Source organism: uncultured Corynebacterium sp. (assembly GCF_947253065.1).
In the GTDB taxonomy this organism is placed as follows: Bacteria; Actinomycetota; Actinomycetes; order Mycobacteriales; family Mycobacteriaceae; genus Corynebacterium.
Map to the genome: position 1 here is coordinate 1 of NZ_CAMXWS010000014.1, position 19,120 is coordinate 19,120.

15 protein-coding genes are annotated in these 19,120 nt (G+C 60.8%); 3 read left to right on the forward strand and 12 right to left on the reverse strand.

The features are described from left to right. The 3 genes from Q0X21_RS05045 to glnA all read right to left on the reverse strand — a co-directional run. The coding region (locus Q0X21_RS05045; protein WP_297850688.1) for a hypothetical protein at positions 1 to 732 on the reverse strand (732 nt) is incomplete at its 3' end. A 79-nt stretch (positions 733 to 811) separates the two neighbouring features. Continuing rightward, a complete protein-coding gene (locus Q0X21_RS05050; protein WP_297850689.1) occupies positions 812 to 1,753 on the reverse strand; it encodes a TDT family transporter in 942 nt (313 codons plus the stop codon). A gap of 117 nt (positions 1,754 to 1,870) precedes the next feature. After that, positions 1,871 to 3,307 carry a type I glutamate--ammonia ligase gene (glnA, locus tag Q0X21_RS05055; protein ID WP_297850690.1) on the reverse strand — a complete coding sequence of 479 codons (1,437 nt, stop codon included), beginning with the start codon at positions 3,305 to 3,307 and terminating at the stop codon, positions 1,871 to 1,873. Between the two features lie 245 nt (positions 3,308 to 3,552). On the opposite strand from glnA, the gene Q0X21_RS05060 reads away from it, so the two are divergent. Continuing rightward, positions 3,553 to 3,963, forward strand: a complete 411-nt coding sequence (locus Q0X21_RS05060; protein ID WP_297850741.1) for an RDD family protein — start codon at positions 3,553 to 3,555, stop codon at positions 3,961 to 3,963. Between the two features lie 42 nt (positions 3,964 to 4,005). Here the strand turns inward: Q0X21_RS05060 and Q0X21_RS05065 are convergent, their stop codons facing one another. The 3 genes from Q0X21_RS05065 to Q0X21_RS05075 all read right to left on the reverse strand — a co-directional run bounded on the left by Q0X21_RS05065 (position 4,006) and on the right by Q0X21_RS05075 (position 7,188). Next, entirely contained in the window at positions 4,006 to 4,794 is a 789-nt protein-coding gene (locus Q0X21_RS05065) for a DUF4191 domain-containing protein (protein ID WP_297850691.1), read from the reverse strand. Between the two features lie 117 nt (positions 4,795 to 4,911). Beyond that, a complete protein-coding gene (locus Q0X21_RS05070; RefSeq protein WP_297850692.1) occupies positions 4,912 to 5,847 on the reverse strand; it encodes a MaoC/PaaZ C-terminal domain-containing protein in 936 nt (311 codons plus the stop codon). A 6-nt stretch (positions 5,848 to 5,853) separates the two neighbouring features. Next, positions 5,854 to 7,188 (reverse strand): 3-oxoacyl-ACP reductase, encoded by a 1,335-nt coding sequence (locus Q0X21_RS05075; protein ID WP_297850693.1) that lies wholly within the window; start codon positions 7,186 to 7,188, stop codon positions 5,854 to 5,856. 187 nt (positions 7,189 to 7,375) lie between these two features. On the opposite strand from Q0X21_RS05075, the gene Q0X21_RS05080 reads away from it, so the two are divergent. Both Q0X21_RS05080 and Q0X21_RS05085 read left to right on the forward strand, forming a co-directional pair. Next, the gene (locus Q0X21_RS05080) at positions 7,376 to 8,677 is read left to right on the forward strand and encodes an acetyl-CoA C-acetyltransferase (RefSeq protein WP_297850744.1); all 1,302 of its coding nucleotides are present in this window, start codon (positions 7,376 to 7,378) and stop codon (positions 8,675 to 8,677) included. Between the two features lie 36 nt (positions 8,678 to 8,713). Then, a complete protein-coding gene (locus Q0X21_RS05085) occupies positions 8,714 to 10,801 on the forward strand; it encodes an acyl-CoA dehydrogenase family protein (RefSeq protein WP_297850694.1) in 2,088 nt (695 codons plus the stop codon). Between the two features lie 189 nt (positions 10,802 to 10,990). On the opposite strand, the gene lipA is transcribed toward Q0X21_RS05085, so the two are convergent. The 6 genes from lipA to Q0X21_RS05115 all read right to left on the reverse strand — a co-directional run bounded on the left by lipA (position 10,991) and on the right by Q0X21_RS05115 (position 19,096). Next, positions 10,991 to 12,079 carry a lipoyl synthase gene (gene lipA / locus Q0X21_RS05090; protein WP_297850695.1) on the reverse strand — a complete coding sequence of 363 codons (1,089 nt, stop codon included), beginning with the start codon at positions 12,077 to 12,079 and terminating at the stop codon, positions 10,991 to 10,993. 66 nt (positions 12,080 to 12,145) lie between these two features. Then, complete coding sequence (gene lipB, locus Q0X21_RS05095) at positions 12,146 to 12,880, reverse strand: lipoyl(octanoyl) transferase LipB (protein WP_297850696.1); 735 nt, start codon at positions 12,878 to 12,880, stop codon at positions 12,146 to 12,148. A gap of 35 nt (positions 12,881 to 12,915) precedes the next feature. Then, complete coding sequence (gene gcvH, locus Q0X21_RS05100; RefSeq protein ID WP_297850697.1) at positions 12,916 to 13,305, reverse strand: glycine cleavage system protein GcvH; 390 nt, start codon at positions 13,303 to 13,305, stop codon at positions 12,916 to 12,918. A 2-nt stretch (positions 13,306 to 13,307) separates the two neighbouring features. Beyond that, positions 13,308 to 14,396, reverse strand: coding sequence for a glycine cleavage system aminomethyltransferase GcvT (gene gcvT, locus Q0X21_RS05105; protein WP_297850698.1), 1,089 nt, complete (start codon positions 14,394 to 14,396; stop codon positions 13,308 to 13,310). A gap of 15 nt (positions 14,397 to 14,411) precedes the next feature. Further along, positions 14,412 to 17,273: an aminomethyl-transferring glycine dehydrogenase gene (gcvP, locus tag Q0X21_RS05110; protein ID WP_297850699.1), complete on the reverse strand. Its 2,862-nt coding sequence runs from the start codon at positions 17,271 to 17,273 to the stop codon at positions 14,412 to 14,414. A gap of 62 nt (positions 17,274 to 17,335) precedes the next feature. After that, entirely contained in the window at positions 17,336 to 19,096 is a 1,761-nt protein-coding gene (locus tag Q0X21_RS05115) for a dihydroxyacetone kinase family protein (protein ID WP_297850701.1), read from the reverse strand. Between the last annotated feature and the right edge of the window lie 24 nt (positions 19,097 to 19,120).

Consider the following 19,120-nt stretch of genomic DNA (forward strand, 5'->3'; position numbering starts at 1 on the left):
CTGCTGCTGCTGGTACTGCTGCATCGGCTGGTTCTTCTGGCCGCGGCGCAGCACCAAAGCAAGGATGAACACCACGAGTCCTGCCACGGCTGCTGCCAGCCAGATCCAGAACCCAGCTTCCAAGGAAACCTCGCCTGCTTCGCCTACCTCTTCCAGCGCACTGCCCTGGCCAACAGCCACCATGACGAGCGCCAGCGCCTGCGTGAGAACCGCGACCATGCCAACGATGACCATCGCCAGATTCTTCTTGAAGAAGCCCAGAATCAATGCGATGCCGTAGCACACCAAAACCAGGGCAGTGATCACGGCGAACATGACCATCACCATTTGCAGATCAGGATCTGAGAGGACCTCATCTTGGTTCTCCATTGCCAGCGAGCCCATGCCGGAGCCTTCCATGGTGAAATTGCCCCACCAAGACATACCCACCGTCACCGAGCCCAATGAGTCGCCGAGGTCGAGGCCGATGTCGCCGAGGCCGAGTTCGTCGATAAGCGTCTGCCCGATATACGTGCGCACGGTGCTGAAGCGGAAGAAGCTACCAATCAGCGTGAGCAAAAACAGACCGAGCGTTGCCCAGGTTGGCCACCACGGCAAAGACACCTGCCTGCGCGGCTGTGCCGGCGCTGCCGCGGGGTACGGGGCTTGCTGCCCCCACTGATACGAGGTCTGCTGCGGCGCACCCCACTGTTGTGTGGCGGGCTGCTGCCCGGGCGTATTCGGAGTGGTCATGAATGCCTCCTAAGCGCTGAAAACAAGACTTCCCCAATGCTATAGAAGGCGTGGAACCAACACCGGGGAGCCCCCGAAGCTAGTTCGTACCAGCTTGTTTGCGGCCTTCAATCCTCCAACTGATGAAGCGGGCAGAGCACAGCGACCAGTGGACGATGAGCAGCGCGGGAATACTCAGCGCGACAACATCGAGCCAATGCGAACCGTTGACCAATGCCAGCTGGTGGCCACCCATGCTGATCGTGCCCGGCGGGAATGTGCACGCCCACCAGGCGGGGGAGTAGTCCACCCAGCGTGCGACATTCGGATAGAACGTGAACATGGCGAACAGCGCCAAAGGAATCGCGATGCCCAGCGCGATCAGGCCGTAGATGACCGAGACTTGCCCGGGATAGAGGATCTGCATCGCGGTGGTCGATTGCCCGATCACGCCCAAAGGCACCCACGCGGTCGCCGAATTTGGCCCGCGCAGATCCACCTTGCGGTGCCACGTTGCCCAGTACACATGAATGAACAACGGCACGGCCGTACACAGCGACATTGCGAAAAGCACCGTGCCCATCGTGTGGTAAACATGCCCATAATCACGGGCGAGCCAACCAGCGACAGACGCAGAAATCATCGGTCCGACCAGCGGCAAACCCCACGTGAAACGCGGTGCGCCATCAAACCGGGTGAGCTGGATACCCCACGTGATCACGGTGGCAGGGGCGCCGATCCAGAACCCGATGAGGCGATAAACACCCTCACCAGTCAAGCCCGAGAGTGCAGCGCCGAGCGCCAAAATACCGATGAAGAACATCGACCATTCCGCCATCGTGGTGCGCCCGAAGCTCGGCGTGCGGTAACGGGCAAAACCCGCCACGAGCACAACAAAAATCACGCACGCGATCGCAGCAAAGATGCCGGCTCCAAGCATCATGTGCTTCTCGACGAGCAGTCGAGCCACAATCGATGTACCCATGAGACTGCCACCCCAAGCCGGGCCAGGTGGGGGCAGCTGGCGGAACTTATCAGTCACGGGCGATATGTTAATCCCGCGTCATAGGGGTGGAAAAACCAAAGCGACCCACGTCACTGCAACACATGCAGTAGCGCGGGTCGCTCGAGGTTTTAGCGCTACGGTGCTATCGGCGCTTTAGACGTCGAAGTACATTTCGTACTCCAGCGGCGTCGGGCCCATGCGCGACGGGGTGATCTCGTTGTCGTGCTTGAGCTTGATGTAGGTCTCAATCAGGTCGTCGGTAAAGACGTCGCCTTCGGTGAGGAAGTCGTGGTCCTCCTCCAGCGCAGCCAGGGCAGCCTCGAGCGAGGTCGGTGCCTGCGGGATGGCCTTAGCCTCCTCCGGCGGGAGCTCGTAGAGGTCCTTGTCCACCGGCTCGTGCGGCTCGATGCGGTTCTTCACACCGTCCAGGCCAGCCATCATCATCGCGGCGAAGCCGAGGTACGGGTTGCCAGACGGGTCCGGCGCGCGGAACTCGATGCGCTTCGCCTTCGGGTTGGAGCCCGTGATCGGGATACGGATCGTCGCGGAGCGGTTGCGCTGGGAGTACACGAGGTTGATTGGAGCCTCGAAGCCCGGCACCAGGCGGTGGTAGGAGTTCAGCGTCGGGTTGGTGAAAGCCAGGACAGCGCCAGCGTGGTGCAAGATGCCGCCGATGTAGAAACGGGCGATATCGGACAGGCCGCCGTAACCGGACTCGTCGTAGAACAGCGGCTCGCCGTCCTTCCACAGAGACTGGTGGGCGTGCATGCCCGAACCAGCCTCACCTGCCAGCGGCTTGGGCATAAACGTCGCGGTCTTGCCCCACTTCTTGGCGGTGTTCTTGATGATGTATTTGAATGTCTGCAGGTCATCCGCCGCGTGCAGCAGGGTGTTGAACTTGTAGTTGATCTCCTGCTGTCCGCCGGAGCCCACCTCGTGGTGGAAACGCTCGATCTCGAAACCGGCCTTTGCCAGGTGCAGCGCCATGTCGTCGCGGACATCTAGCGTCTGGTCGTACGGCGGGACAGGGAAGTAGCCGCCCTGCATGCGGGTCTTGTTGCCCAGGTTCGGAGTGCCATCGATTTCCAGCTCGCGGTCGCGGTTCCACCAGCCCTCGATGGAGTCCACCTCGTAAAACGACTTGTGGGCCTCGGCAGAGTAGCGGACGGAATCGAACAGGTAGAACTCCGCCTCAGCGCCGAAGAAGCAAGTGTCGGCGATGCCGGTCGACCCGAGGTACTCCTCCGCCTTCAGCGCGACATTGCGCGGATCGCGGGAAAACGCCTCGTGGGTGAACGGATCGTTGACGAAGAACTTCACGTTCAGGGTTTTTGCCTTGCGGAACGGGTCGACCTGCGCGGTGGCGAGGTCCGGCAGCAGAATCATGTCGGATTCGTCGACAGTAGTGAAGCCGCGGATCGACGAACCGTCGAATGCGAGGCCTTCCTCGACAGCGTCCTCGTCGAACATGGAAGCCGGGATGCTGAAGTGGTGCTCAATGCCGGGAACATCCGTGAAGCGGACGTCAACGAACTCAACGTTCTCGTCCTTGATGAACTTCATAGTGTCTTGGATGTTTTCAAAGCCCACGGGTAAAACTCCTTGAGTACAGATAGGGTGCTTCAAACGATCGTACATGGAAAACCCTTGCCTCCGTGGGGGTGTTGGGCCGAACAAATCACGTGATATTCATCAAACTCCGACACAACGCTTTGAGCGAGAGTTCGGAATAGAAAGCGACTGATCTATCCTTGGCAAGCATGGGAAACGCACAGCGCGGTAATGATTCTTCGGGCACCTCACCCCGCTCAGCAGGAAATTCTGATGCCGAGTACATGGTTGGACGTTGGCCAGGCGAGCACCTCGGTTTGCCTCAGTCGGGCAGTGGCGCAATGGCTTCGGTCATGCGCCGTGCGATTGGTGTGTTGATCGACTGGGCCATCTGCTGGGCGATCGCCGGATTCATCGTGATGAATACCGATATTTTCGGCGGCACAGCGACGTTGACCTACCTTCTGTGGTTGGTGCTGGGCATTATCAGTGGTTGGCTGTTCGCCCGTACGCCGGGAATGGCGGTGCTGGGGATGGGCGTTGCGCGCGTCGATAAGCCTGGCGAGACCGTCGGCTTTTGGCGTGCTGCAGTGCGCACTATCTTGACTGGCTTCATCTTCCCGGCAGCGATCGTCGATCCGGATGGTCGTGGCATGCACGACCGCGCGACCGGCACAGCAGTAATCCGCTCGTAGCCAGCACGGCTAACGAGCGGATTTGAAGCTTAGAAATTCTTTTTAATTCCCCTTGCGCTGCTGCATGCGGCGCATCTTGCGGTTCATGCCCGCCATATTCTGTGCCTGGTGCGGCATCGGCCCCTTGGGCAGGCCTGCGCGCTGGCCACCGCGAATATTATCCATCGCCTCGAGCTTGGCGTTGATCGAGTAAACCTCGTTCTTCTGATAATTCTTCGGCAACTTCAGCAAATGGCGCTGCAGCTTCTTCGGCGGGATCTGGCCCTCCTGCGAACCGACGAGCACCTCGTGGATAGGGACACCAGCAACGAGGCGATCGACGCGCTTGCGCTCCCGCTCCATCATCGGCTTCAGACGCTTCGGGTCGCCCTCACCGACGAGCACGACACCAGGGTTGCCCACCACGCGGTGAACAGTATCCATCTGCGGATTCGCAGCAACGCCCGTCTTAGTCAGCCAGACGATGCCCATCGTGTTGCGCATATTCTCAAGCGTCCAACCAGCAGCGCCCGGAGTATCGCCCACCTCGTCATACATCGACCCTTCGAGGCGACGAGTGAAGATGAACATGGCCAGCATGAAGCCAAAGAGCAGACCAATCGGCAGTAGGAACCACTGGCCATTGAACAGCAGGCCGATGAGGAAGAACACCAAGCCCACACCCAGAATGGCGAGCAGCATCAGCGGAATCAGCATCTTGTCGCGCTTGCGCTGAAGATTGAACGCCTGCCAGATCTGCTTACGGGTCTGCGAGCGCTTCGCACGCTTCGCCGCGCGCTGCTGTTTCTTCATGGATTTAGCGGCGGCACTTGCCTGTTTGTCCTTTGCCATGGTCACCACATTATCGAAGAGCTGGTGGCATCGAGCAATGGCACCCAGGAGAAAACCCCACCAACACGCCTGATTGTTTTCGGGCCGTTGGTGGGGGAGGTGGCTAAACCGATTGTCTTACAGCGGCTTCAGCTCAGCATTGAGGTGCAGTTTGTCCGGCTTCGACGAGCCACGCAGCTGAATGTCGTAGGAACCGTCTTCCTCTTCGATGGTCCACAGCGCGACCTGCGTTGGGATAACCACGGGCTTGACGAATTCCACGGAGTAGCGGAATGCCTCCGGCAGACGTCCCTCCAGCGGAGCCAGAACAGCTGCCGCGGAGTACATGCCGTGGGCAATGCGCGCCGGGAACCCGAACAGCTTCGCACCCAGGTTGGAGGTGTGGATCGGGTTGTGGTCATTGGAGGCCTCAACATAAGCGTTGACATCAGAGCCCGTCCAACGCCAGCGTGCATTTGGCTTGAACTCCGGCAGTTCCGGCTTGGGCAGGACCTTGCCGCTGTCCTCACCGCGAGTGGTCACGTTGACATCTGCGGACTTAGCGAACTTCGCGCCCATGCCCAAAAAGGTCGAGGTCTGACGCCACACGGGCTCACCAGAAGTCTCCCCATCCGGGAAGATCTCGGTGACTACGTCCACCAGCAGGCCGCGGCGGTGCGGACGGAGGTTCTCACCGTGGGAACGGATGGTGTAGCTCTCATCCACCGTGAGCGTGCGGGTCTGCTCAATCACGTTGGTCACGTGAACCGCGCCCATAGCCGCGTACGGGAAGTCCGGGCGGGACAGCAGCTCCATGACCAACGGGAAGGACAGGACGAAGAAGTAGGTCGGCGGGAGCTCATTGCCCAAACGCAGACCAGTTGCGCTGGTGTAATCAGCCAGGTTCTTCTTGTCTACCTTCACACCGCTGACCTGAATCGCGGAGGTCGGATCCTGCTTTGCCTCGCGGGTACCGCCGACACCGGGGATGGCGCTGAGGAAGATCTTTCGGTTGATCGCCTTCAGATCCGGGATATTCTTCAGTGTCTCGTACTGGCGTACAGCTTCAGTCATTGTGTATTACGCTCCCAGCAGGTTCTGGCCGCAGACGCGGACGGTGTTGCCATTGACAGCCACAGAGGACGGCGCGGAGAAGTACGCGACGGTCTCAGCAACGTCGACCGGCTGGCCACCCTGGTTCAGGGAGTTCAGACGACGGCCGACCTCACGCGGGCCGAACGGCATAGCAGCGGTCATGTCGGTCTCGATGAAGCCTGGTGCGACAGCATTGATGGAACCGCCGAGTGCAGCGATGCGCTCAGCCAGTGCATCAACGAAACCGACAACGCCTGCCTTGGTGGTGGCGTAGTTGGTCTGGCCACGGTTACCAGCGATACCTGCCATGGAGGACACGCCAACGATGGCCGGGTTCTCAGCGAATGCATCAGCATCAAGCAGTGCCTCGGTGATGCGGACCGGTGCGACCAGGTTGATGTTCTGGACCATGTTCCAACGGCCCTCATCCATGTTGACCAGCAGCTTGTCGCGGGTGACACCTGCGTTGTGGACGATGGTGTCGATCTTGCGGCCGTAGCGGTCCTGGGCATGCTTAGCGATTTCTTCGGCAGCCTTCGGGTCAGTCACGTCCAGCGGCAGGGCAGTGCCCTTGACCTTGTTAGCGGTCTCGGCGAGACCCTCACCAGCCTGCGGGATGTCCACGCAGATGACCTGCGCACCATCGCGTGCCAGGGTCTCAGCGATGGTTGCGCCGATGCCGCGGGCAGCACCGGTCACAACAGCGAGACGACCCTCGAGTGGCTTGTCCCAGTTCTCCGGCAGCTTCACATCAACCGGGGTGACGCGGATGACCTGTGCGTCAACGAATGCGGACTTGCCGGACAGCAGGAAGCGCAGGGTGGACTCCACCTTGTCGAGCTTGGAGCCATCGATCTCCGGATCGACGTAGACCAGCTGGACGGTAGCGGACTTACGCATTTCCTTAGCCAGGGAACGAGTGAAGCCCTCGAGAGCGCGAGCGGCGATGCGTGCATCCGCATCGTCGATAAGCTCGGGTGTCGTGCCGATGACGACGAGGCGTGCGTTGTCCAGCACCTTCTTCAGCTGCGGGTTGAAGAAGTCGTACAGCCCAACGAGATCCTCCGGCTTCTCCAGGTCGGTTGCGTCGAAGACGATGCCGGCGCGCTTGGTGTCAGCCTCAGCCTTGATCAGCTTGTACGGGCCGTCGAGCAGCGGAGTCAGCTGATCAGCCAGACGGCCATTGCCGCCGACGACGACGGGGCCGTGGAGAAGAGCCTCACCCTGCTTGTAGCGGCGGAGGGGGTAACCCTGGGGGACGCCAGCCTTGGCTGCGAGCGGGGAGTTGATGAACTGTTCGAGGAGGCCTTTCGATGCCACAATTTTCTCCTTCTTTTTTGGCAACAGCGACCGTTCTAATTCGGTAGCTCTGTGTCGGATACTATTATAAGATCGCAATCGTGACGAACCTTACAAAGTCCAAACTTTGTAAAGTGTCAAACAAAATTCTTGCGGTGAGGGACTGAACAGCAGTTACCCGCCGTGAGGTAGATCGGATCTGCAGGAGATAAGCATGAATCAACCCCGCAAAGTAGCCATCCTCGGTGGAAACCGTATCCCGTTCGCCCGTTCCAATAAGGAGTACGCGAACGCCTCTAACCAGGACATGCTGACCTCGGCCCTCAACGGTCTTGTGGCACGTTACGGTCTCCAGGATGAGGAGCTGGGTCTTGTCGTCGGCGGTGCGGTGCTCAAGCACGCACGCGACTTCAACCTGGTCCGTGAGTCCGTTCTGGGCTCTGAGCTGGCTTCCACGACCCCGGCATTCGACATTCAGCACGCCTGCGGTACCTCGTTGACCTCCGCTATCCAGGTCGCTGACGCAATTGCGCTCGGCCGTATTGAAAGCGGTGTCGCTTGCGGTGCGGACACCACTTCGGATGCTCCGCTGGCTGTCAATGACACTTTGCGTAAGACGCTCATTCGTCTCTCCAACGCGAAGTCCACGAAGGACCAGCTGAAGCTCGTTGGTTCCATCCGTCCGAACCAGCTGGCGCCGGAGCAGCCGCAGAACGGCGAGCCACGCACCGGTCTGTCAATGGGTGACCACGCTGCAATCACCGCACGCGAGATGGAGATCACCCGTGAGGCACAGGACGAGCTGGCAGCAACGTCGCACCAGAACCTGGCTCGTGCGTACGACGAGGGCTTCTTCAACGACCTGATGACTCCGTTCTTGGGTGTCAACCGCGACACCAACCTGCGCCCGGATTCCACCGTGGAGAAGTTGTCCAAGCTGAAGCCGGTCTTTGGCAAGAAGGACGCAGAGCAGCACGGCGGCACCGCAACCATGACCGCTGGTAACTCGACCCCGCTTACCGACGGTGCTGCGGCAGTCCTCCTCGCCTCCGAAGAGTGGGCAAAGGAGCAGAACCTGCCGGTCAAGGCATACCTGGTCGACTCCGAGCTCGCCGCAGTGGACTTCGTGTCCGGCAAGGACGGCCTGCTGATGGCTCCGACCTATGCTGTTCCGCGTCTGCTGGAGCGCAACGGCCTGACGCTGCAGGACTTCGACTTCTACGAGATCCACGAGGCATTCGCTTCCCAGGTTCTGGCAACGCTGAAGGCATGGGAAGACGAGACCTACTGCCGCGAACGTCTCGGCCTGGACGCGCCGCTGGGTGCTATCGACCGTTCCAAGCTGAACGTCAATGGCTCCTCGCTGGCAGCTGGCCACCCGTTCGCAGCAACCGGTGCACGCATTCTTGCTTCCGCGGCGAAGAAGCTGGAAGAAAACGGCGGCGGCCGCACCCTGATCTCGATCTGTGCAGCAGGCGGTCAGGGCGTCGTCGCGATCGTCGAGCGTTAATCCTCACTCACACCACCTCAAGGAAAGAAGGACACTATGACCTCTGTAGAGGAGAAGAGCCGCAAGGCTAAGCCGGAATCCCGCTCCCCGAAGGCACTGCCGACCACGCCGGATGCGGTAGTTGGTGACAAGCTGAAGACGCTTCTCGACGGACCGTGGGCCGCAGAGAAGGACAACATTCGCGAGCAGCTCAACCGCGAAGAAGCACTGCCGATGATCGAGGGCTCCGTCGAGGAGATCCGCGCAGCACTGCTGGAGAAGGTCAAGATGGTGGCCACCTCCGGCATGATGCAGACCGCATTCTCCAAGGCGAATGGTGGCTCTGGTGAAGCGCACATTGGCATCCTGGGCCTGGACCTGCTGGGTCAGTTCAACGGTTCGCTGGCGATTAAGTCCGGCGTGCAGTTCGGCCTGTGGGGCGGCGCTGTTGACGTGTTGGGCACCGAGCGTCACCGCGAATACGCGCAGGGCGCAATGGATCTGTCCAAGCTCGGCTCCTATGGCATGACTGAGCGCGGCCACGGCTCCAATGTCCAGGATCTGGAGACCACGGCGACGTACGACCCGAAGACCCAGGAGTTCATCATCAACTCCCCGACACCGTCGGCTACCAAGGTCTACATCGGTAACACCGCTCGTGACGGCCGCTGGTCCGCAGTCTTCGCTCAGCTCTACACCCCGGGTGTGGAGGAATCGCACGGCGTGCACTGCTTCGTCGTTCGCATCCGTGAGGAGGACGGCTCCCCGGTCGAGGGTGTCAAGATCGGCGACCACGGCCACAAGGGCGGCCTGCTCGGCGTGGACAACGGCACCCTGACCTTCGACAACGTCCGCATCCCGCGTGAGGCTCTTCTGAACCAGTTCGGTGACGTGGACGAGGAGGGCAACTACACCTCTCCGATCGATTCGAAGAACCGTCGCTTCTTCACCATGCTGGGCACCCTGATCCGTGGCCGCATCGCAGTCGGTGCAGCAGGTGCAGGTGCTACCAAGTCCTCCCTGGCGATCGCTCTGAAGTACGCTCACCAGCGCCGTCAGTTCGACTACGGCGATACTGGTCAGGAAGACAAGCTGATTGATTACCGTCAGCACCGTCGTCGCCTGATCATTCCGCTGGCACGCTCCTACGCTATCCAGCTGCTTCAGAACCAGCTGACCCAGCGTTACGCTGACCAGACGGCGCGTCAGGCATCCGGTGAGTGGTCCGTGACCAACCCGACCAAGGCGCAGGCACTTGCTTCCCGCGAGATGGAGACTCTGGCCGCAGCGTTCAAGGCTGTTGCTACCGAACACGCAACCGACACCATCCAGGAGTGCCGTGAGGCATGTGGTGGTGCAGGCTTCATGTCGGAGAACCTCCTGACCACCTACCGTGCTGACACCGACGTGTACAACACCTTCGAGGGTGACAACACCGTCTTGCTGCAGCTGGCTGGCAAGAACCTGCTCACCGCATACACCAGCGAGATGGCTAATCCGTCCGCAATGGACATCGTGAAGTTCGCGGCCACCAACGTGACCGATATCTTCCGCAGTCGCGCTGGCCTGGGCGCTACCGTCCAGTCCGTGGTGGACACCTTCTCCGGTGAGGAAGCATCCTTGTTCGATGCGGACTACCAGCTGAAGGTCGTCCAGCTCCGCGAGCAGCTGGTCATGCGCGCACTGATCCGTCGTATTCAGGGCGCACGCAAGCTGTCCCGTGAAGAGGGCGCAAAGGTCATCGACAAGGCTCAGGACCACATGCTCGCAGCAGCATGGGCTTACATCGAGAACCTCATGGTTCAGGCCATGATCGAGGCAGAGCGCTCCCTGCCGGTCGGCTCCACCGAGCGTGAGGTCTTCGAGCAGGTCCGTCACCTGTTCGTCCTCGACACGATCGTGCGCAACGCTGGCTGGTACCAGGAGCACAATGTTTTGTCCTCTGGCCGCGTGAAGGCAGCCCGCGCTTCCATCAACGACCTGGTCGACTCCCTCGGCCCGTGGTCTGAGGTGCTCGTGGATGCATTCGCTATCCCGTCTGTCGTTCTGGACCGTCCGCTGTTCAAGGACGGCGGTACCGATGACAGCCGTGACAACCCGGAGGCATGGAAGATCAGCTCCAACATCCCGACTGGAAAGAAGTAGGGATAGACGGTAGGCCTACCAACGGTTCAGCCCCCATCTGAGAATCTCAGATGGGGGTTGTTTTGTCGTCGATAAGCGTGGCATAAGCAAAACCAGCTACTTGGATCCAGCTATTCGCACGGTTGGAAGCAAATAGCCGGATCGAAACAGCTGGGTTTGGCACCAAAGCGAGGTGCCAAGTCGCTAGCGCTAGTCTGCGCCGATGCCCGGCATACCCAGACCGACGGCTGGGCGACCGGCAGACACGACCGGCGTCTCCTTGGACGGGCCGTACTTGTTCAGCAGGGTCTCTGCCTCCTGGTCCGTCGCGCCCTGGGAGGTCTCCGCAAGGTGCTTGAGGTTCTCGGGCAGCTCGCGGCCGTGGAACTTCATGGCCTCGACGTAGAGCTTGCCGGCACGGTAGGAGGAGCGCACGAGCGGGCCAGACATGACGGCTGCGAATCCCATGTCGTAGGCAGCGTCGCGGTACTCGATGAACTCTTCCGGCTTCACCCAACGCTCGATCGGGTGGTACATCGGGCCGGGGCGCAGATACTGGGTGATCGTGATGATGTCGGTGCCTGCATCATGCATATCTGCCAGGGCCTCGAGGACCTCCTCGCGGGTCTCACCCATGCCGAGGATCAGGTTGGACTTGGTGATCAGCCCGTAGTCGCGGGCCTGCCGGATGACGTCCAGGGAACGGTCATAACGGAAGGCAGGGCGGATGCGCTTGAAGATGCGTGGCACCGTCTCCAGGTTGTGGGCGAAGACTTCTGGCTCAGCTTCGAAGACCTGCTGGAGTAGATCGGGCTTGCCGGAGAAGTCCGGGGTGAGGTTTTCCACGCCGGTGTGTGGGTTGAGCTCGTGGATCTTGCGCACGACCTCGGCGTAGAGCCAGGCGCCCTCGTCTTCGAGGTCATCGCGGGTCACACCGGTGATGGTGGAGTAGTTCAACTGCATCTCGCGGACGGATTCCGCGACGCGCTGCGGCTCCTCCCGATCAAGCGGCTCCGGCTTAGCAGAGTTGATCTGGCAGAAATCACAGCGACGGGAGCAATTCGCGCCACCGATGAGGAAGGTGGCTTCGCGGGATTCCCAGCACTCGTGAATATTGGGGCAGCCAGCTTCTTGGCACACAGTGTGAAGGGAAGCCCCCTTCACTTTCTTCCGCATGTCCTCGTATTCAGGACCGGTTTTGACGGCGTTGCGGATCCAGCGTGGCTTAGATTCGATGGGGGTCTGCGCGTTGCGCTTTTCGACGCGGCGCAGCTTGCGTCCTTCTTCTGCGACAGTCACGTCCTCAACGTTAATGGGGTACCGGCAAAGGTGCGAATATCGCTGGCTGGAGTGTCGCCTTTAGTTTCAGCTGGGTGAAATCGTGTGGTCAGCAACCGCGAGTTCGCCGGAAAATGCCTTGTCGAGGTTTTGGATAAGGCTGGGGGCGAGCGTCTCCGGCGTGATGTCCCGGCCGGTTTCAAGGCTCATCGTGGTCACGTCGGCATCGCTGATGCCACAGGCGACAATGTGCCCGAAGTATTCGAGGGTGTTGTCGCAGTTGACGGCCATTCCGTGCATAGTCACGCCGTGGGTGACGCGGATACCGAGCTGTGCGACCTTTCGGTCGCGACGCACGCCCACCTGCGGGTCATCGGCAGGCACCCACACACCCGAACGGCCCTCGATGCGGCCAGCATCCGCCACGCCGAATTCACGGATAGTGGCGATCATCGCTTCCTCGATACGGCGAACAAAGTCCACGACATCAACCGGATCAGCCAGTTTGATGATGGGGTAGATAACAAGCTGGCCCTCGCCATGCCAGGTGATGCGGCCACCGCGGTCAACAGTGACCACGGGTTGGCCGTTGTCCGGCATGTCCTCCGGCTGGGTGCGCTTGCCCGCAGTGTAGGTATTTGGGTGCTGCAGCACCAACAGAGTGTCACCGATTACATCGTTAGCGCGCTGGGCGGCCAGTTCAGCTTGAAGCTTCCATGTCTCCTCATAGTCCACGAGCCCCAGTTCCCGCACGTCTAGAGGGGAATCTGAGGCTCGGATGGAGAGGTGGGCGGGGAAGAATGGCTCACGCGGGGCTGTCATGCCCTACATGGTAGACCCCGCCCAATGGGTGTGTCTTAGAGACCGTTGGCTGCGCCGTATTCCTCGGCGGTCATCAGCGGGCCGACGGATTCGACCTTGACTTCAAAGAGCCAGCCTTCACCGAACGGATCGTCGTTGATCGCTTCGTAGTTGTCTTCGATCTCCTCGTTCACAGCGGTGACGGTACCTGTGACCGGGGAATACAGGTCGGAGACGGACTTGGTGGACTCAACCTCGCCACAGGTCTCACCTGCCTCCACGGTGTCACCAACAGCCGGCAGCTCGGCGAAGACGATCTCGCCGAGACGCTCGGTAGCTACGGAGGTAATACCGATGCGCACGGTGTTGCCTTCGATGGCATCAGCGGCGGCGTTAATCCATTCGTGGTCCTCGGAGTACGAAAAATCCTTGGGCAGATCAGACATGGTTACTTGTCCTTTCGGGAGTAGAACGGGGTGTTGCTGATGGTGTAGGAGTAGCGCTTACCCCTGATGTCAGCCTCCACCTTAGTGCCCGGCTCGGCATGCGCGGGGTCAATATGGGCCAAAGCTACTGGGTGGCCCAAAGTGGGGGAGGGCTGGCCAGAGGTGACCACGCCGATGCGGGTGTCAGAGCCATCAGCGAGGTAGATCTCGGCGCCCTGGCGGGCAGCACGACGCTCATCAGACGTCAGGCCGGCGATGACCACGGATGGCTCGCGACCGGTGAGGGCTTCCTTGCCTACAAAGTTCGCTTCCTTCTTGGCAAAGGCACGGCCCATACCGGCCTCAACCGGGGTGATCTCGGTGGAGAGCTCATTGCCGTACAGCGGCATCGAGGCTTCAAGGCGCAGGGAATCGCGCGAAGCGAGGCCGCAGGGCACGCCGGAGTCGATCACGGCATCCCAGACCTTTTCCGCGTCCTCGCGTTGGCAGAAGAGCTCAAAGCCGTCCTCGCCGGTGTAGCCGGTGCGGGCGACGAAGACCTCCACGTCGGCATCGCCGGCCTTCAGCGTGGTCCAGGCGCCGGAGTAGTAGGCGAGGGGCGCTGGGTCGTCGGCAAGCAATGGCGTGAGTGCCTCGAGCGAACCTGGGCCCTGGACTGCGACGAGACCGATTGCCTCGGAGTCATTGCGGATCTCAACGTCGAAGCCTTCGGTGCGTGCCTGGAATGCTTCCCACACAGCCGGGGTGTTTCCGGCGTTGGGCACAACCATGTAGTGGTCGTCGGCGAATTTATAGGTGATCAGGTCATCCAGGATGCCGCCATTTTCGTCGACGATCATGGAGTACTTGGCCTTGCCCACCTTGAGGTTGGACAGGTTAGAGATGAGCACGTAGTCGAGGTACGCGCCTGCATCCGGGCCGGTGACGTCGATCTCGCCCATGTGGGAGAGGTCGAAGATGCCAACGGCATTGCGCACGGCGCGGTGCTCCTCAAGCTCGCTGCCGTACTTCAGTGGCATGGTCCAGCCACCGAAATCGGTGAACGATGCGCCGAGCTCCTCGTGCTTGCTGTGCAGCGGGGTCTGTGGCATGTGTGGGCTCCTTTACTAGCTGTTGTCTTCGGTGTCAGCGGAAAGATCGAATGCTTCCGGCGGCGGGCAAGCACACACGAGGTTGCGGTCACCGTAAGCCTCGTCGATGCGGCGCACCGGCGGGAAGTACTTCGCGGTGCGGAGGGAATCGACCGGGTAAGCAGCTTCCTCGCGGGTGAATGCGTAATCCCAATTGGAGGTGACCAGGCTGCGTGCGGTGTACGGCGCGTGGTGGATCACGGAATCCTCATAGGCGACCTTGCCATCGATGATGTCCTGGATCTCGGCGCGGATGGAGCGCATAGCGGTGATGAAGCGCTGCAACTCAGCCAGGTCCTCGGACTCGGTCGGTTCGATCATGAGCGTGCCAGCGACAGGGAATGCCAGGGTCGGGGCGTGGAAGCCGTAGTCGACGAGACGCTTGGCCACATCAGCAGCGGTGACACCAGAGGCATCGGTGATCTCGCGCAGGTCAATGATGCACTCGTGTCCGACCAGGCCAGCGTTGCCGGTGTATAGCACCGGGAACGAGTCATTGAGTTCGTGGGCGACGTAGTTAGCGCCCAGGATGGCGTTGCGGGTGGCAGAGGCCAGGCCAGCAGCACCGGACATGGCGATGTAGGACCAGGAGATCGGTAGGACACCTGCGGAACCGTAGGTGGTTGCCGCGATCGGCACACCGGTGCCTTCCTTAGCTTCCTTCGCTGCTTCCTCACCGCTGATCTGCGGGTCAGCCGGGAGGAACGGGGTGAGGTGTGCGCCGACACCGATTGGGCCGACACCTGGGCCACCACCGCCGTGCGGGATGGTGAAGGTCTTGTGCAGGTTCAGGTGGCTGACATCGCCACCGAAATCACCCGGGCGGGCAAGACCAGTCAGGGCGTTCATGTTGGCGCCATCGATGTAGACCTGGCCACCGACAGCGTGGACCTTGTCGGCCACATCGGTGACGGTGTCTTCGTACACGCCGTGGGTGGACGGGTAGGTGATCATGATGGCGGCGATGTGCTCGCCGTACTGCTCCAGCTTGGCCTCCAGGTCAGCCATGTCGATGGAGCCGTCATCAGCAGTCTTGACCACGACGACGCGCAGGTTAGCCAGGGTGGCAGATGCGGCGTTCGTGCCGTGAGCGGAAGCTGGGATGAGGCAGATATCGCGCTCGGTGTCGCCATTGGCCACGTGGTAGCGGCGGATCGCCAGCAGGCCGGCCAACTCACCGGTCGCGCCGGAGTTCGGCTGGACAGAGACAGAGTCGTAGCCGGTGATCTCCACCAGCCAGTCGGTCAGCTCAGCGATCAGCTCACGCCAGCCTTCGGTGTACTTGTCCGGGGTGAACGGGTGAACATTGGCAAAACCAGGCCACGTGATGGCTTCCAGGCCAGCGGTGGGGTTCAGCTTCATCGTGCAGGACCCCAGCGGGATCATCGTGCGGTCCAGCGCGAGGTCCTTGTCGCCGAGAGCACGGATGTAGCGCATCATCATGGTCTCGGAGTGGTGGGTGTTGAACACCTCGTGGGTGAGCAGCTCAGTCTGACGCTTCAGCGCCTCCGGCAGGTGGCTTTCAGCCTTTGCTGCGGGCTCGTTGATAATGCCGAAGCCGCTGAGCAGTGCTGCAAGATCAGCTTCCTCGGTGTCTTCGCCGAAGTTCACAGCAACGGTGTCCTCGTCGACAGCGCGCACGAGGTAACCAGTCTCCGCGAGGGTGTCTACGATGCCCTGAGCACGACCCGGCACAGTGACAGCAACAGTGTCGAAGAAGTTCTCGTGCTTGACACTCAGGCCAGCATTGCTAATCGACGCCGCGAAGCGCCCCGCCCACTCGTGTGCCTGCTCCGCGATCTCCTTCAGGCCAGCCGGGCCGTGGTACACCGCATACATAGATGCAGTGACAGCCAGCAGGGCCTGGGCAGTACAGATATTGGACGTCGCCTTCTCACGGCGAATGTGCTGTTCACGAGTCTGCAGTGACAGGCGGTAAGCCGGGTAGCCCTCGGCGTCGACGGAGACGCCGACAATACGACCAGGAATCTGACGCTTGAGCTTCTCCGTCACAGCCATGTACGCGGCATGCGGGCCACCGTAAAACAGTGGCACACCAAAGCGCTGAGTGGTGCCAACTGCAATATCAGCGCCGAGCTCGCCCGGGGATTCAAGGAGCAGCAGAGACAGCGGGTCAGCAGCGATGGTGGCAAGACCACCGCGGGAGTGGATCGCCTCGATCACCGGGCGCGGGTCGACGATATCGCCCTCCGTGCCCGGGTACGCCAGGACCACACCGACGAAGTCTTCGCCGACGAGGTTGGAATCCAATGCGGTGACCTCAACCTCGAGGTCCAAAGCACGTGCGCGCTCAGCGGCGACGGCGATGACCTGGGGGTGCAGTCGTGCGTCGAGAAGCACGCGACGGCCCTTCTTCACCGCGCGGGACATAAGGCCAATGGCCTCGGCGACTGCCGATGCTTCGTCGAGAAGCGAAGCATTCGCGATCGGCAGACCTGTGAGGTCTTGCACCATCGTCTGGAAATTGAGCAGCGCCTCAAGGCGGCCCTGGGAGATCTCCGGTTGGTACGGGGTGTACGCGGTGTACCAACCAGCATCCTCGACCACGCCGCGACGGATCACCGGCGGGGTGATGGTGGAGGAGTAGCCCTGGCCGTAAAAAGCTTTGAGTACCGTGTTCTTCCCGGCCAACTCGCGCAGACGGTTCTGCGCCTCGTGCTCAGTTAGCGGTGCAGGCAGATCGAGCGGTGCCTTGGCCAAGATGCCCTGCGGCATCGCGGCAGCGACAAGCTGATCGATCGAACCGTAGCCGACGGCATCCAGCATTTGCTTGCGCTCACTATCCGTCGGACCGATGTGTCGGGAAATGTAATCCACGGCAACTAGCTCCTTAAATTTTCGGTGCGTCACATTCGCATACGAGTGTAGAAAAACCTTTTTTAGAAGTCGCTAACGGCTGCATCGCCGAATAGCCACGTCAGTGCGATCGCACCCGGGTCCGGCACATCAGCAGCGGATTCGCCCAGGTAGGAGGCGCGTCCCTTCTTTGCTTGCATACCGCGGGTCGACTTGGCTCCTTCGACAGCGGGGGTATGAATCCCCTCCAGTACACCCGCGATGGAATCAGAATCAGTGCTCTCAGCGAGTTTCTTCGCCTCACGTGCGGCCGGAGCGAGCGAATCAACGAGTGTGTTGTCGCCTTCCTTTGCGCCGCCCAGATCAGTGATCGCGTTAAGGGCATTATTCAGACCTGCGGCCAAGGCTGCTGCGAAATCAGTGGCTGTCGCCTCGCGCGAATCAACCTGTGCCTCGGCGAAAGCACCTGCCATTTCACGGAACATCGTGCCCAGCACTGCACCAGATGTGCCGCCGGCGCGGACCAGCATGCGGTGGGCGAAGAACTCGAGAACCTCTGCGTCTGTGCCATTCAACGGGGTTTCAATATCGCCGAATGCCGCCTCCAGGTTCTGCCCAAAGTCTCCGTCACCCGCGATACGGTCCAATTCGGTCAGATCGTCATAGGACGTACCAAGCCGGTCGGCGAAAGCGCTGAGCCATTCATTCTCGGCGCCCTCATCAGGAGCTTCCTGATCATCGACCATGTGCGCGGCCGCATAGGAGGGATCAGCCACAACCGCGGGCCAGGCAGGTGCATTCGTCTCAGCATCGATGAGTTCAAGCAGCTCATCATCAACCACCGTGACTGTCAGAGAGACACCAGCCATATTCAGGGAAGTGACCAGCGTGCCGACGATCCCGCGACGTACTGTCACACCCAGCTCATCAAGCTGGCGCAGCGCTTCACCAAATACAAGATCAAGTTCGAGTTCGCTCGTGCCACCGAGTCCGTTGACCAGCAGCAGAACATCAGAGCCCTTCAGATTGACATCAGCATTCTGCAAAGATTCCGCAATCCCGCCTAGCAGCTCACCTACGAGTGCGCGGGCTGACGGTGGCTCGCCCGTCGACGTATCACGGCGCTCCACACCCGGCTCACCATGGATGCCAACACCGATTTCGATTTCGCCCTCTTCAAGGTCGAAAGTCTGGCGGTCACTGGTGGGCAGGTGACCAGGCATGAGTGCTACAGCCATGCTGCGTGATTGATCCGCTGCGCGCTGGGCAGTCTTCGCAACACTTTCCAGATCATCACCGCGAGCAGCCGCCGCACCGGCGATTTTTTCCACGATGATCGTCGCACCAGTTCCACGGCGACCTGGCGAGTCATCATCGTCATCGATCTCAGTAGCCGCATCATCGGCGACCGTGACAGTGGCAACGGCTCCATCAACGCTGTTGGCTGCCACAGAGAAATTCATCACGTCACCCGTGTAGTTCTTCACCACATGGACGACACCTGCACCACGATCAGCCCACTTCGTTGCAGCGGTGATCTGGACAGCATTGGGGGAGGTGAACAGCAACCCAGGGCAGGCGGCATCAAGCATGCCTTCGCCAATGAATCCCGCGTGCATCGGTTCATGGCCGGAACCACCACCGGAGATCACGGCGACCCGGTCAGCGGGGGCGTTGTCTTCGGTTTCGCGTGACAGCCCGATGAAGCCCCCATCGTGCCACGTCGCCTGCGGATGTGCAGCGACTAAGCCACCGAGCGCTTCCTCCATGAAGGCGGAGGTGTTATTTCGAAGAGACTTGAATGTTTGATCGCTTTTCGTTCTTTCGTTCGGAGCTTTCGACATAGGGCCCAGTGTATCGACTGGGCC